The 15,411-nt window shown below is 68.3% G+C and carries 11 protein-coding genes; all 11 read right to left on the bottom strand.

The features are described 5' to 3' along the window. Positions 1 to 18 precede the first annotated feature (18 nt). On the bottom strand, positions 19 to 1,965 hold the full coding sequence (gene nosZ, locus ACVCMG_RS04680) for a TAT-dependent nitrous-oxide reductase (RefSeq protein WP_447115000.1): 1,947 nt from the start codon (positions 1,963 to 1,965) through the stop codon (positions 19 to 21). Between the two features lie 33 nt (positions 1,966 to 1,998). Further along, positions 1,999 to 4,188 (bottom strand): 4Fe-4S binding protein, encoded by a 2,190-nt coding sequence (locus tag ACVCMG_RS04675; RefSeq protein WP_447114999.1) that lies wholly within the window; start codon positions 4,186 to 4,188, stop codon positions 1,999 to 2,001. Next, positions 4,188 to 5,255, bottom strand: a complete 1,068-nt coding sequence (locus ACVCMG_RS04670) for an FAD:protein FMN transferase (RefSeq protein ID WP_447105843.1) — start codon at positions 5,253 to 5,255, stop codon at positions 4,188 to 4,190. Before ACVCMG_RS04670 ends, ACVCMG_RS04675 begins: the two co-directional genes overlap by 1 nt. A 47-nt stretch (positions 5,256 to 5,302) precedes the next feature. Further along, on the bottom strand, positions 5,303 to 6,379 hold the full coding sequence (locus tag ACVCMG_RS04665; RefSeq protein WP_447105844.1) for an NAD(P)/FAD-dependent oxidoreductase: 1,077 nt from the start codon (positions 6,377 to 6,379) through the stop codon (positions 5,303 to 5,305). A gap of 194 nt (positions 6,380 to 6,573) precedes the next feature. Continuing rightward, a complete protein-coding gene (locus tag ACVCMG_RS04660) occupies positions 6,574 to 7,482 on the bottom strand; it encodes a cyclase family protein (RefSeq protein ID WP_447114998.1) in 909 nt (302 codons plus the stop codon). Between the two features lie 20 nt (positions 7,483 to 7,502). Then, the gene (locus tag ACVCMG_RS04655; RefSeq protein WP_447114997.1) at positions 7,503 to 9,236 is read right to left on the bottom strand and encodes a hypothetical protein; all 1,734 of its coding nucleotides are present in this window, start codon (positions 9,234 to 9,236) and stop codon (positions 7,503 to 7,505) included. A gap of 107 nt (positions 9,237 to 9,343) precedes the next feature. After that, a complete protein-coding gene (locus ACVCMG_RS04650; protein WP_136259909.1) occupies positions 9,344 to 9,544 on the bottom strand; it encodes a hypothetical protein in 201 nt (66 codons plus the stop codon). A gap of 224 nt (positions 9,545 to 9,768) precedes the next feature. Then, positions 9,769 to 9,924 carry a hypothetical protein gene (locus tag ACVCMG_RS04645; protein ID WP_168709697.1) on the bottom strand — a complete coding sequence of 52 codons (156 nt, stop codon included), beginning with the start codon at positions 9,922 to 9,924 and terminating at the stop codon, positions 9,769 to 9,771. Between the two features lie 104 nt (positions 9,925 to 10,028). Then, entirely contained in the window at positions 10,029 to 10,418 is a 390-nt protein-coding gene (locus ACVCMG_RS04640; RefSeq protein ID WP_136259908.1) for a hypothetical protein, read from the bottom strand. A 57-nt stretch (positions 10,419 to 10,475) separates the two neighbouring features. Further along, the gene (locus ACVCMG_RS04635) at positions 10,476 to 12,734 is read right to left on the bottom strand and encodes a TIR domain-containing protein (RefSeq protein WP_447114996.1); all 2,259 of its coding nucleotides are present in this window, start codon (positions 12,732 to 12,734) and stop codon (positions 10,476 to 10,478) included. A 251-nt stretch (positions 12,735 to 12,985) separates the two neighbouring features. Continuing rightward, a complete protein-coding gene (locus ACVCMG_RS04630) occupies positions 12,986 to 15,403 on the bottom strand; it encodes a penicillin acylase family protein (protein WP_447114995.1) in 2,418 nt (805 codons plus the stop codon). Positions 15,404 to 15,411: the final 8 nt, after the last annotated feature.

The raw sequence follows: 15,411 nt of genomic DNA, 5'->3' as shown, positions 1-15,411 counted from the left end.
GCGGCGGCACGACGCGGCTCACGCCTCGACCAGCATCCGCCCGCTCATCTCCATGTGCATCGCATGGCAGAAGAACGTGCAGTAGTACCAGAACACCCCCGCCTTGTCGGCGGTGAAGGTGGTCGAGGCGGTGGCGCCCGGGCTGATCTCCATGTTGATGCCGTAGTTGACGATGCAGAAGCCGTGGCTGACGTCCTCCACCGCGTCGATGTTGGTCACCACCACGGTCACCTCGTCGCCCTTCTTCACCTTGAAGCTGCCCATGCTGAAGATCGGCGCGGCCGAGGTCATGTACACGAACACCTTGCGGCCCTCGCGGATGACCTTGCTGTCGGACAGCACGTTGACGCCGTGCTTCTTCGCCATCGCCACCGTCTCGGCGAAGAACGGATCGTCGCGATCCCAGCTCTTCCTGACCTTGTCGATCAGCTGCCGGCGGTGCAGCAGGATCACGTCGTGCGGTTCGGCGTAGACCGGGCCGTCGGCGACCAGCTTCATGGTCTCGCCGGAGATGTCGATCAGCTGGTCGTTGTCCGGATGCAGCGGGCCGGTGGGCAGGAAGCGGTCCTTGGAGAACTTGTTCAGCGACACCAGCCACTTGCCGTCGGCATCGCGGGTCTCGCCCATCGAGGTGTGGCAGTGGCCGGGCTGGTAGGCCACGTCGATCTTCTGGCGCAGGTAGTTGACCTTCTTGCCGTCGTGGGCGGCGATCGCGTCGGCGATGTTCCACTTGGCGATCTGGCTGTCGATGAACAGCGTGGTGTAGGCGTTGCCGCGGCCATCGTAGGCGGTGTGCAACGGACCCAGGCCCAGTTCGGGCTCGGCCACCACCGTATCGCGCGGGTCCTTCAGCTTGCCGGCGAAGCAGTCGTCGATGCGGCTCCACTCCATCACGGTGACGGTGGGCGAGAGCTTGCCGTTGGCCACCACGTACTTGCCGTCGGGGCTGGCGTTGATCCCGTGCGGGTTCTTCGGGATCGGGATGTAGAGGGTCAGCGGCGAGCCGTGGCGACCGTCCAGCACCGGCACCTTGGAGCTGCCGATGGTCTTGAACTCGCCCTTCTTCACCGCTGCCTCGATGCGCGCGATGTTGAACACCACAGCCCAGTCGCGCTCGGCCTGCATCGTGCCGGGCAGGTCCATGCCGCCCTCGCTGTTGTAGCAGGTGGAGATGGCGTACTTGCCGGCGTAGTCGGCCTCGGTGTTGTCCAGGTTGCCGTCCACCAGCACCTGCCAGACGACTTCCATGGTGTCGCCGTCGAGCGCGCTGAACATGGTCTGGTACTTTTTCGGATCGTCCAGGTCGCGGCCGTCGTTCGGTGCCGGGATCAGGAACTCGCCGTTGGCGAACACGTAGCCGGTGCGCGGTGCGCGCTGCACGCGCAGGCCGTGGATCGCCTGCACGTTGGGCACGTCGGTGATGCGGTCGGTGCGCATCACGTCGCAGCGGATGCGCGCGACGCGGGTGTGCGCCTTGTCGTTGATGAAGATGTAGCGGCCGTCGTAGTGGCCGTCGGTCTGGCTCATGTGCGGGTGGTGGCAGTCGCCGCCGGGCGGGAAGTTCGGCCCCAGCACGCGCTTGCTCTCGTTGGTGACGCCCCAGCCGATGGTGAAGTCGGGGTTGAACACCGGGATGCGCATCAGCTCGCGCATCGAGGGCACGCCGACCAGGCGCACCTCGCCGGACTGGCCGCCGCTCCAGAAGCCGTAGTACTCGTCGAGCTGGCCGGGCGGCACGTGGTCGGAAGCGGCTTCGTGCTCGCCGTGCTCGCGCTGGCGTTCGCCATCGTGTCCGGCGGCGGCACCTTCCGCGCCACCGTGGTCCCCTTTGCGACCGCAGCCCGCCAGTGCCAGTCCCGCCGCACCGGCCAGGCCGGCCAGCGCGCTGGTCCTGATGAAGTTGCGACGCGCGGGGTCGGCGCCTTCCTCGATTGCTTCGGGTTTGATTTTCGATTCGTCGTGCATGGCTTCCATCCGCAGAGGCAGGTGAGGTGGGGATCAGTCGACGACGGGCGCCGGCTCTCGGGTTTCCGGCGCGTTCGCCGGGGTAATCAGCGCGATCGGTGTGGGCAACGGCCGCGCGGCGCGTTCGCGCTTCTTGCGTTGCTGTACTACCGGCGGGCACTTGTGGTCGTTGACGCGGGTGACCTGGCAATCCAGGCAGTAGTGGCATTCGTTGAAGTCGATGCGGCCATCCGCATGGATCGCCTTGACCTCGCACTCGTTGGCGCAGACCTGGCAGGGGCTGCCGCACTCGGGGCGTCGGCGCAGCCATTCGAACAATCGCCAGCGTCCGGACACGGCCAGTCCGGCACCCAGCGGGCAGACATAGCGGCAATAGAACTTGTGGTTGAACGCGGATACGCCGACCAGCAGCACCGCGTAGAGCACGTAGCTCCACGAGCGCGCGAAGTGCAGCGTGAACGTGGTCTTGAACGGCTCGATCTCGGCGTAGTGCTCGGCCGTGTTGAGCGACTGCAGCGACATGCCGAACAGCACCAGCAGGATGACGTACTTCAGCGCCCACAACCGCTCGTGCACCGCCCGCGGAAACTCGAACTGCGGCACGTGCAGCCGCTTGGCCGCGTTGTTCACCAGTACCTGCAGCGCGCCGAACGGGCACAGCCATCCGCAGTACACGCCGCGCCCGAGCAGCAGCAGGGTGGCGGCGACGAATACCCACAGGATGAAGATCAGCGGGTCCATCAGGAAGGTTTCCCAATGGAAGCCGTGCAGCACCGACTGGATGAAGGTGAAGATGTTCACCACCGACAGCTGCGCCAGCCCGTGCCAGCCGATGAACACCAGCGTGTAGATCAGGAAACCGGTGCGCACGCGTTCGAGCAGCACGGGCCGCGTCACCAGCCAGTCCTGGAACAGCAGGACCAGCGTCAGCACGGTCAGCCCCGCCAGCAGCACGGCGATGTCGATGCGCCGGCCGTACCAGATCTTCTGCCACAGTGCGGCGTCGGCCGGCAGTGCATTGGACTGCGAGTCGGTGCTGCTCTCCGGTCGCGTGGTGTAGACCGCCGGCATGCGGTAGTCGCGGGTGAAGGTGTGGTAGATGCTCTGCAGCGGGCCGACCTGGCGGTTCACCATCAGCTGCAGCGTCCACGGCCGGGTCGCGTCGAAACCGCTGCCGCTGTTGCGCACGATGAAGATCGCCTGCTCGGCGAACGCCGGCTTGCCACGCAGCGGGGTGTCGTTCAACTGCACCAGGTCGGTGTCCTTGAACAGCACCAGCTTGCCGTCCTGCAGCACGTGCACGCGGTCGAAGATGCCGCCGCGCACGTAACCCACGCCCTTGAACGAATAGATGCCGTTGGCCATCACCGCGATCGCCGAGTCGCCGGGCTTGAGCTGCTTCATCAGGTCGGCGTGGGCGGTCGGGCCGAGCAGGTTGCGGCCCACCGTGGGCGGGGTGACGTCGGCGAAGTACAGGTCGATGAAGACATCGCCCTCGTGGCCGGGCGCCGGCGCGGTGGGATCGTCGACCAGGCCGCTCTCCGGCTGGCCCTTGAAGGCGTCGGTGATCGCCTGGCGCTTGAGCTGCAGGTGGGCGATCGCGCCGTTGCCGGTCAGCGTGTCCCAGTCGGCCCGCTGGTAGTAGTCGGTGCGCACCGCCGCGGTCCTGGCGTCGGTGTCGGTCGCGCCGGCGATCAGCTTGCGCGAGGCGGCCACCTTCAGCGCCGAGTTCATGATCGTCTCGTTGACCACCATCGAGGTCACCGTGGCGCTGCTGATCGCGTCGATGCGCACGCTGCCGCTGGCACCGCCGCCGACCACGATCTGGTCGTCCACGCGATGGCCGATGTAGCGCGCCACGAAGTCGTACAGCTTCTGCACGGGGATGCCGACCAGCAGGATCGGCTCGTGCTGCTCCAGCACGCGGGCGTCGCGGATGCTGCCGTCGGTGCCGATCGACACCAGCAGGTTGATCGGCGCGCCCGAGTACGCCGGCACCGGCGCCACCATCACCGTCTCGAACACGTAGCCGATGATCTTGTCGCCCCGGTACACCGCGGCCGCCGGCGGCGTGCCTTCGATGTCGCCGTAGCGGGTGGCCTGCGGAAATACCTCGTGCAACTGCGGGTGCTTCGCATCGATGCCGGCCAGCGCGGCGGGTGCCGGCAACAACAGGCACAGCGCCAGCAGCAGGCGGGTGACGAGCGGGCGTGACAAGCGCATCACGCGCGCTCCGCCGTGCCGGCGATCAGCGGCAGGTCGCGCGAGCGCCAACGCTGCCCGCCCGTGCGCGAGAACGCCAGCCACTGCTGGTCCTGCGCGTCCATCAGTGCAGACAGGCGCGGCAGCTCCAGCGAGAACGCCGCCGTGCTCATGCCGTCGGCCAGCACCGAACGCTGCGCCATCACGGTGACGCTGGAATAGCTTTGCGGCGACCAGCCGGTGCGCGGGTTGACGATGTGGAACAGGCGCCGGTCGGCGGAGAAGAACACGCGGTAATTGCCGGACGTCGACACCGCCGCGTTGCGCAATTGCAGCACCACTGCCACGCGGCTGACGTCGCGTGGATCGACGATGCCGACGTTCCAGTGCCGCGCCGGGTCGTTGCCGCAGATCGCCTGAATGTCGCCACCGGCGTCGATCAAGCCGTACTCGATGCCGGCGCCGCGCAGCGCGGCGATGCCCTGGTCGACCACGTGGCCCTTGGCGATGCCGTCCAGCGTGATCGCCATGCCCGGGCGCAGCAGCCGCGCGCCGCGCGCATCGAGTGCGAGGTCGCGGTAGCCGACCAGCGCGTCGCGGCTTTCAGCCACGCGCTGCTCGTGCGCGTCGGTGGCCGCCGTGCCGCGCAGCGTTTCGAAGTAGCGCAGCACCGGCAGCACGGTCGGGTCGAACGCGCCGTCGGTCAGTCGCGACAGCGACAGCGCCTGGCGCAGCACCGCATCCAGTTGCGCCGGCACCTGCGCCAGCCGGCCCTCGCGGTTGAGTCGCGCCAACGGGCTGGCGGGATCGAAGCGAGTCAGCTGCGCGGCGGTCGCGGCCATGCGCGCGAACGCCGCCTCGATCGCCACGCCCGCGGCTTGCACGTCATCGGCCAGGCAGGTCACCGCCACCGAGGTCTGCATCAGCGTGCGCTCGCGGCGCACCTGCCACAGGTTCTGCTTGCGCTTGAGCACCGCCCAGCCGCCGCCGGCCAGCAGGCCGCCGGCGATGGCGAGCTGGCCGGCCTGCTTCAGCCAGCGCCGGCGTTCGGGCGAACGCAGGTCGTCGGAAGCGGAGGGACGGTGCATGGGATGTCTCCCGGGATGAGTGATTGAACGCGTGCGGGCGGGCGAGGTCAGGCCGTGGCAGCCACGCGTGGCGGCGGCTCGGCGACGACGTCATCGCGCTCGGCATCGCGCACGCCCAGGCGCCGCTGCAAGGCCGGGCTGGTGGTCGTGTACTGCAGGTTCACCTTGTCGCCGGGGTGCAGGTGCGCGTGCACGGCGAACGCGCACAGCGCGCTTTCATGGAAGCCCGACAGGATCAGCTTCTTCTTGCCCGGGTAGGTGTTGATGTCGCCCACCGCGAAGATGCCGGGCACCGAGGTCCGGAAGGTCGCCGGGTCCACCACCAGTTGCTGGCGTTCCAGCGCCAGTCCCCATTCGGCGATCGGCCCCAGCGCCGGATGCAGGCCCCAGAACACCAGCAGGTGCGAGGCCGCGATGCGCTGGACCATGCCGCTGCGCGTGCGTACGCGCACCTGCGCCAGTGCGTCGTTCGCCGTTTCCAGGCCGACGATGTCGCCTTCGCAGAACTGCATGCGCCCCTCGTCGCACAAGGCCTGCATGCGTGCCACGCTGGCCGGCGTGGCACGGAAGCTGGACGAGCGGTGCACCAGCACCACGCTGCGCACGCGCTCGACCAGCTCCAGCGCCCAGTCCAGTGCCGCGTCGCCGCCGCCGGCGATCACGATGTCCTGGTCGTCGAACAGCGCCGGCTGGGTCACCTTGTAGTGCAGCGTGCGGCCCACCAGCGGCGCGGCTTCCGGCAGGTTCAGCGTGCGCGGTGCGAACGCGCCCAGGCCACCGGCGATGATCACCGCGCCTGCGTCGAACGCCAGCCCGCCGCTGGTCTGCAGGCGGAAGCGACTGTCCTGCATGCGTTCCAGCGAGGTGACGGTGTGGCCCAGGTGGAACTGCGGCGCGAACGGCCGGATCTGCTGCTGCAGCCGCGCGATCAGCTCGTGCCCGCTGCACACCGGCACCGCCGGGATGTCGTAGATCGGCTTGTCCGGATACAGCTCGATGCATTGCCCGCCGGCATGCGGCACGGCATCGACCACGTGCGCATCCAGCCCGAGCAGGCCCAGCTCGAAAACCTGGAACAGGCCGACCGGGCCTGCGCCGATGATGACGGTGTCGCAGCTGATCATGGATCGCGCCCGCTTGTGGACAGGGCGGATCATGCGCGTGCGCCACGCGCTCACGTTTGACTGTGGTCAACTTGGCCCGGGTGGCCCATGCGGTCGAATGTCGCGCCGGCATTGACGCACGCCGCGCGACGGGGTGCCTCCGCGATCAGTCGAGTTCCGGCGGCGCACAGCGCTGCCGCATGCCGCCGGTTACCTCAACCCAGGCGTGCCCACGCCCGCACCGGGAACGTGCCCATGCCTGCCATGCGCATCGGCACGGCGGAGAAGCGCAGCTTCTCGGCGGGCAGCATGGCGAGTGAGGCGAGGTTCTCGACGATCGGGATGCCGGCGGCCAGCAGGATCGAGTGGGCGGGGCGTTGCGGATCGCCGGTGTCGTCGATGTTGAGCGCGTCGACGCCGACCAGCACCGCGCCGTGGTCGCGCAGGTACTCGGCGCCGTCGCGGCTGAGGAAAGGTTGCGCCTGCAGGTAGGCACTGGTGCCCCAGCGAGCGGCCCAGCCGGTATCGAGCAGTACGGCGCGCCCGCGCACGTCCAGTGCCGCGAGCGCGGCGCGGTCGATGCTTCGACCGCGCATGCCCTGCAGGTGGATGACCACGGCATCCACGTCGGCGATGTCGCCGAGCGGCAGCTGGGCGACGTCGGCGGCGCCGGGGTAGCGGTGGGAGGGTGCGTCGATCGCGGTGCCGGAGTTGGCCACCATGTCGATGCGCGCAATCTGGAACGTCACGCCCTCGGCGTAGCGGCCGATGCTGGCCTGGTGGCTGAGATGGTCCGACACGCGGGGCGCGGGCAGACCGGGGTAGACCTCCTCGCCGCTGTGCACGACGTGGGCGAGGTCGATCAGGTCCGGCCGGACGGCGTTGCCCGGCGCGGCTTGCGGCTGGCGCTTGTGACGTTCGCGGATGATCGACTTGTTGAGGATGCGCACGGCGCCGACCATCAGCAACCGCATGTCGCGCACGATGTAGTCGGCCAGCGCCGCGTCGTCGATGTCGTCGCCGTCGATGTCGAGCCGGAATCCCTGGCCCTGGATGCCGCCGCCGTTGGAGAAGTCGACTTCGAAGTCGAAACAGGCGCGGCATTCTTCGGTGAATCGACTCATGTGGTTTGCTCCGGTCTCGCCTACATTCTCCCGTGTTCCAGCGGTCGCTGGCGATGCATCAGGGCCCATTCGGCGTGTTCGGCCAGGGCGGCCTCGCCCAGCGCGTGGAGGATGGCGCGTTGCTCGGTGGCGTTGGTGGTCAGGGCCAGCGCCTTGCGCGCCTCGTCGAAGATGCGTTGCATGAAGCGGTATTGCTTGATGAGTTCCTTGTCGGCCTTCTTGAACGCATAAGCCTCGCGCACGGCGGCGAGGATCGACAGCACGCCCATGATGACCACCAGCGTGTTCTTGGTATCGGCGGCCAGGCGGTGTGCGAGCGCCGCCAGCACGATGCTGATGCCGATGCCGGCAAGCAGGCTGGCGAAGCCCAGCATTTCGGTGAAGCGATGCTGGCGCGTGCGCTGCGCAGCCTTGCTGCGGAAGTAGTCCACCTGGCCACCATGTGCGCCGTCTCCGACCCATTCGCTGATGACCTCGCGCAACTCACTCTCCGGGTTGCCGCTGCCCGGCACGCGGCAGAGTGCGGCGCTGCGCATCACGTTGCGCGTCCAGCCAAGCTCGATGTCCTGTTTCTGCATGAAGCTGTCCTGTGCAAACTCGGGGTCGCCGGTGAGCGAGATCCCGGCACGGCGCCAGTAGCCTTGCACGCGCAGGCCTTCCGCCAGTGCCCGGTAATCCAAGTATTTGCGATGCCAGCCGCGTCGCCGCGCGAGCGTGGCCAGCCATACGCCGCCGGCGAACAGCAGCAGGAATACGTAGATGAAGTCGTCCTGGTCGGGCAGGTTGTCGTAGATCGTGAAGGCGATGGCCATGACTGCCGCCAGCGTGTAGAGGGTTCGCATCGCCAGCAGCACACGCTGGCGGAAATGCACCGCCAGCCAGTCCGCCGCACGGAACAGGGCCGCCTCCGGCCGTGCCAGCGTTGCGGTGTCGCTTGGCGACCCATCGGCACCGGCACCGCCGTGGATCTCGCTGCGGTATTTCAGGCAATCCGCGTCGAACTCGGCCATGCGCGCGAAAGTCTGGTGGAACATCGCAGGCATCGGAACGTCGGGCAATGAAACTTCGGTCTGCGTGCGCCACAGCAGCTGCCCTGGCTGCAGTGGCGGGAGCGGCGCGCCGTCGTCGGTATCGCGCGAGCAGACGATCTGGCAGACCAGCCGCTCGTCGCCGCTGCCCAGCAGGTGATGACGGCCGCCGCAGCGGCGCTCGGTCAGGCCCGGCATCACGCCGCTGAGAAAGAACTCCGCCACCTGGGCGGTACCGCCGAGCCGGGTCGACGCTTTGCCGTCCCAGATCGCCAGCAACAGATGGCAGTGCCGCGCAATGAACACGCCGGCCCGTCCGTACTGCCGATCGCGCTGGGGGCCAGGATTGCCGATGCCGCGGGAGGTGCTGTCCGGCAGCAGCGGCAGCTCGATCACCCGGGCACGCGCGGCGAGTGCATCGAAACGGTCGCGGGTGGCCGCGTGGTGGAAGTCCTCGACATAGAGTTCGCGCGGCAACGGCAGCGGCGCGATCAATCGCGCGCCGAGCGCCAACGCCTCTTCCGCCACCAACTGGTCGCCGCCCTCGGCCAGCGCGGACAGCACCACCAGCGGCAGCGCGGGAAAATCGCGCTGCAGTTGCGCCAGGAATTCCCGCACGCGGCGCCGCACCAGGTCGACTTCGCGGGCGGGAATGTTGCGGTGGCTGGTGACGCCGATCACCAGCGGTACGCTGGCAGGTGCGAGGAGGCGAGGTCGATGTTCCATGGTGGGCAAGGGGTCGCGTCAGGTAATTTCGATTTTCGGATGGCGCCAACGCCTTGAGCGGATGAAGGCGGCAAGCCTTGCTCAGGCCTGCCGCCTGCGCCGCCTTGCTAGTTGTTTTTGATCCTCGGGTCTGTGGTGGTGTCGGGAGATACGCAACTCTGACTGCCAATCGCACAGGCGAACCAGTTGCTGATGGCATCCATGACCGAGTCCGAGGAACCCGCGGCCGGCGTACCGGCACTGGCAAGTGCCGAAGTCGCCGCCAAGGCGATGCCAAAAGCTACAGACAATGCGATGCGCTTTTTCATGGTTTCATCCTCACGTTATGCGGAAATGCCTCATTGAACATCGATTATTTCGGTACAAGAGCCGGCGTGTTTCGTTATCCGCTCATGGCTGGTCTGCTTCAGTTCGCTAATCGGTCGGCATCGGGCGCGCAGATATTGCGGTGGCTGGTCACGCCGATCACCGCGATACGCTCGCAGGTGCGAGGGGGCAAGATCGATGTTCCATGCGAGGCACTGGGTTAGTGTCAGAGGTTCTTGATCTGTGGGTTGGTCGTTGTGTTCGGCGAGAGCGTGCCCAACTGTTCCACGTTCTGGTCGGAGTCGCGGTTGCTATCCTGGGTCTGGTCGTCTGGCTGCGGTTCGGCCGGGATGTTCTGATTGTCTTTGCTGGTCTTTGGCATGATGGTCTCCAGGCTTGACTGGTATGCGATGTTGCCGTTCGGATCGAGGTACCCTTGGCATTGCTTCCTCGCTGTCCCTGCGCCAAAGCGCCTGCATGGTGGCGCTACAGGTTCTTGATCACCGGATTCGTCGTGGTGGCCGTAGGCAGCGTGCTGATGGTCGAGTATGGGGCGCCATTGATCGTCGCGCAGAGCTGGTAGATCCACTCGCCGCTCGAGCTGGTGCTGTCGTTGGCATCGGTGATGGTGATCTTGTCGCCGTTGTTCGCGAGTTGCGCCTGACCGAACACGCCGGATGGAGGCGATTGGATCCAGGCGAACCCGGGATGGGTCGGATCGCTGATCGCATTGAATGATCCCGGGCTCACGCCGGGGCCGCTCAGGTGCCAGGTGATCGTCACCGACTGGCCGTGGGCGATCTGGTTTCCGTTACCCGACTGGTCGACGTCGAGGCTGCCGTTTTTCAGTGTCACCTCAAGTGTTACGTTGGGCATGTCGTACTCCTGCAGGGATCGATGGGCGGCGTGGAAGGCGGGCCGCAGCGCCTTGATTCAGGGCTTCGGGTGCGGCGTGCGCACCGCTGCCGTGACGGGCGCCGGAGTGCTGGCGTCGACCTGCATGATCTGCGCGATGCGCGTCGCGAAGGCGGGGTTTTCCGGGTAATCCACGCGGGCACGCCGCAGGATCGCCAGCAGCGCCGGGTCGCGGTAACCGGCATTCCAGAGGCGCTCGATCAGCAGCCTTGCTTCGGCATTTTTCTGCAGGCCAAGCAACGCCTCGACCTGCAGCGCGAGCAGGCGCGGATCGTCCTTGCCGTCCTTCACCGATTGGCTCGCCTCCCATGCCTCCTCGCGCAGCCGTCGTGTCGCTGCTGCGTCGCTGGCGGTGTCGGCGAGCAGCAGCTTCGCGGACAGCGTATCCAGCACCAGGCCGCGGTCATCCGGTTCCTTGGCGAGTAACGGTTGCAGGATGTTCATGGCGACCTGCACCTGCGCCTGCGCCGCCGCGGACTGTCCGCCGGCAAATGATTGCGCGGCCTGCTCGCTGCGTGCCGCGGCGTCAATCTGCTGCCATGTAACGTTTGCTGGATCCTGTCGAGTGAGCCTGGACAGGATGGCCAGCGCTTGTGCGGCCAGCGTCCGTGCCGCCGGCAGGTCCCCGTGCAGGCGTTTCAGGCGGCTCAATTGCACGAGATAGAGCGCCGATTTTGCCTGAAAGCCGGTTTGCGTCGGCGCGATCGCGATCAGCTGGGCGGCGATGTCGACCGCCTGCTGGAGGTCGCGGATGCCCGCGTCGACGTCGCCGGTCAGGGCCAGCGTGCGGCCTAGGATCGCGCGCACCCGCAGCATGTTTTCGCGCTGGTCATTGTTCTTGGGGTCGGCGGCGGCAAGCCGGGTTTCGATCGCGTCGTCGGCGTGGTACTCGGCGATCGCCTCTGCCAGATCGCCACGCTGCAAGGCCAGCTTGCCGAGATTGTTGTGTGCAATCCCCAATGCAGCCGACCAATCAGTGTTGACGGGATTGGCCGCGACCAACCCGCGACCCAGTGCCAACGCGTTCCGGTAGGCGCTGGCGGCGGCGGCCGGCTGCCCGCGTGCTTCCAGCACGTGACCGATATTGCTGTTGACGTTCAGCAGTTCGAACTTCAGCGACAGGTCATTGCCGGCACGCGCCTGTGCCTGCTGCAGCACGTTCTGCGCGGATTCGAAATCCCGCCAGGCGGCGTCCAGCTTGCCCTGATACCAGTCGGTCATGCCGACGAAGGACCACGACCGGGCATGGGCGACCTGCCGCGCCGCGTCGCCGGGTGCTTCCTCGGCGAGGCGCCCGGACAGCTGCAGGGCTGCCCGATACGACTCCATCGCGCCGGACAGGTTGCCTTGATCCAGGCGCACGCTGCCGATCTTCTCCAGTGCCTTGGCGCGCTGCTCCAGGGTCTCGTCGGTGACATCCGTGGCCGGCAGCGACTGGAAGTAGGCCATCGCTTTGTCGTCGACGCTCTGCATGATGTCCAGCCGGGCTGCTTGCGCCAGCTTGTCGTTCAGATCGCCGAGCATGAAGCCGACCAGCGCCTCGGCCTGCTTCTGCCGGCGCTGCGCGGCCTGGCTGGCTTCCACCGCGGCGTGGCGCGAAACGATGGCGAGGACCGCCAGCGTGGTGGTCACCGTCATCACGGTCACCGCCAGCGCCGCCACCATCGTCATCCGTCGCGCGCGCCGCCGCAGCTCGCGCTGCTTGAGCACGTCGAAGCCCACGTCGAGCATCCCGGCGATCAGCTTCAGCTTGGCGTTCGCCTTGCCGTCCTTGTCCGGGCGGGCGTCGGCGGCGATGGGCTCGGCGCGTTGCGTGGCGAGCAGGCCGGTGGCGTCGAGCTCGAAGCGCAGCGCGGGGGCGAAACATTCCTCCGCCTCGCGGCCGGGCAGGTCGCTGGCGTTCGGTTCGCCGTCCACGATCAGGCAAAGGATCCGCTCGTCACGACCGAGGCGCTTGTACGCCAGCACTTCCTCGCTCACCCAGTGCGACGCCGCCGAATGCGGCGAGCAGATCACGATCAGGTTGGCCGATTGCTCCAGCGCCTCGATGATCTTGCGGCCGAGGTCGTGCGCGCTCGCCAGTTCGTCGCGGTCGCGGAAGATCGGCGTGAGGCGTTTCGGGATGGGGCCGGCCGTGGTGATCTGCCCGACAAGGCGTTTCGGCACCGCATAGGTTTCCAGCGCCTTGTGGAGCCAGTCGGCCCAGGTCTTGTCCTGGTGGCTGTAGCTGATGAAGGCGTAATACCGGAACCCTGGAGATCCCGTGCCCTGCGTCATGACATCCGGCACTCCCGTGCCTGGTCATGCAGTCCCTTGCGGGTTGTCCCCGCGTCGAGACGGCCGGCAGCAGCTCAATCACTACCGTGTCGGTGGTCTGTGCGTCGGCGCAACATAGCACCAATCATGAGAACTGCGTCACACTTTTCGGCACGCCGCGCCGGGTGGCGGGGTGGCGGGAGCCATGCCGCCCCGCGGGGGCGACGCGCCGGACCTGCGAGGCCCGGGCGCCCGGGCATGCGAGGTCGTGGTCAGCCGGCTTCCGGTTGCAGCGTCAGCGTGTGCGTGGCCTGGCCCGGCAGCAGCGGAGTGGGACGCCCCTGAACCCAGTCCTGGTGCCCTGCGCCGAAGAACGGCGAGAGCGGGTTGTCGCTCTGGCCGCCGGGCATTTCCAGGATGCCGCGGTCTTCGTGGCCGGGGGAGACGTCGAGCCGTTCGGAGGCGCCGAAGCCCGGTACCGCCACGCGCGGCATGTTGTGGTCGCCGGGCAGCGGCTGGTCGGGCATGTCGATGAAGCGCGCCAGCCATGCGGGCAGGGCGGCGGCCAGCGGATGCCTGATGTCGCTGCGATTGATCTCGCCCCAGTGGCGCGCGGCGAGGCCGCCGGGTTGCCGGTCGAGCTGCCGCGCCACCTGGAGCGCGGAGTCGGTGAGCAGGGCAGGCCAGTCGGGATACTTCGGATCGAGCAGCCAGTCGGGTCGCGCGTGGATCAGCATCCACACCGCCGCTTCCGGGCTGTGCTCGCCGGGCCAGCGGAAATCCGCATGGCGTTGTTTCACCCGCGCGACGAACGGCGCCAGCACCGCCTGGCTGACCTGTGTGCGGAAAGCGCGCACCAGCCGGTAGTCGACGCTGTCGACGGCGGCGCGGCCGCGCCAGTGGCGGGTGAGCCGGCTCATTTGCTGCAGCAGCGGGTCGTGGCTGTCGGCCAGTGTGCGTTGCAGCAGCGCCTGCCAGCGGGTGAGGAACAGCGCGTGGTCGTCGAGCTGGATGTCGAGCAGGTCGCCGGGGGTGAAGCTGGCGCGCGCGTGCAGGTCGTCGCGGATCTGCTGCGCGCGCGCGCCGAGATCGTGCCCGCCGTTGCCGAGCAGGCTCAGCGCGGCGCCGTCGACGGTGCGGTTGTTGGCGGTCCACAGTCTGCCGTCGGCGGGATTCTCGATGCGCGGGTACTGCGCGGGCGCGGCCCAGCCCTGCCAGCCGATGCCGGACGCGGACCAGTCCGACGGCAGCAGCGGGTCGATGCCCACGCGCAGCGGGATGCTGTTGCCGGCGATGGTCCAGCCGATGCTGCCGCTGCTGTCGGCCACCAGCAGGTTCTGCGGCGGCATGCCCAGGGTGGGTGCGAGCTGCAGCGCGTCGGCCACGTTCGCCACTTGCTCCATCCGCAGCAGGCCGAGGTTGTAGCTGCGTGGCTGTTGCGCGATCCAGGCCAGCGCCAGCGGCGTGCCGTCGGTGTCGGTGGCCATGATCGGGCCCCAGCGGGTGTCCTCCACTTTCAGGATGGTGTCGGGCTGGCCCTTGACCTGGATGTGCTCGTCGTGGGTTTCCAGCGCGGCCCAGCCGTCAGGCACCTTGTAGCGCGTGGAATCGGCCGGATCACGCCGCACGCGCACCCAGTCGGCCCAGTCGCCGTAGCTGTTGGTGAAGCCCCAGGCGACCTGGCCGTTGGAGCCGGCGATGATCGCCGGCGTGCCGGGCAGGCTGACGCCGTTGACGTCGCGCCGGCCGTGCGGTGCGCCGGCGTCGGGATAGCGCAAGCGGGCGCGGAACCAGATGTTGGGTACGCGCAAGGCCAGGTGCATGTCGTTGGCCAGCATCGCCGCGCCGTTGCCGGTGAGCCACCCGGCCACGGCGAAGTTGTTGCTGCCGGGGCGTGGCGCATCCAGCGCGGGTGCCACCGCGGCGGCCAGGCCCGCGGTGGCCGCATTGGCCGGCAACTGGCGCAGGTCCAGCACGTCCGCGCCGGGCACCACTGGCGAACGCGACAAGCGCCCGCGCAGCGGCGCCTCCCAGTCGGGGTCGGGCGCGAGCAGGAAATCCACCAGCGATGCCGGCAGCACGTCGCGCATCTGGGCAAGGCGCAACTCGCGCTCGTTGCGCCCGCCGCTGTTGAGGTCCAGGTACATCGCCGCGATGACCAGGGCGCTGTCCTGCGGCTGCCACGGCTGCGGCTGGCTGCCCAGCAGCAGGTATTCCCACGGCCGCACGCGCAGGTCGGCCAGCCCCGCGTTGACGCCGGCGGCGTAGCGGCGCAGTACGTCCTTCTGCGCCGGCGGCATCGCGGCCCATGCCGCGTCGACCACCGCGCGCAGGCGATGGCGGCGATGGTCGAGATCCACCGGCAGCGCCGCCGGCCCCACCAGCGCGGCCAGCTCGCCCGCACTCGCGCGGCGCATCAGGTCCATCTGGAAAAAGCGCTCCTGTGCGTGCACGTAACCCATCGTCCAGGTGACATCGGCGCGGTTGCCGCCTTCGATGGTGACCGTGCCCAGCGCGTCGCGGCTGATCGTCACCGGCGCCTGCAGCGCCGCCACCGCGCGCGTGCCGTCGAGCCGCGCGCGACCGCCGGCGAGCAGCCACCACGCCGCGGCGAAGGCAACCAGCAGCAAGGCCAGCAGGCTCGCCAGGACGGCGCGTGCGATGCGCCAGGAGCGTGAGGTCACGGGCATGTCGTCAT

This window comes from Rhodanobacter sp. UC4451_H18 (assembly GCF_052978225.1).
This window is presented reverse-complemented; position numbering and strand designations above follow the sequence as displayed.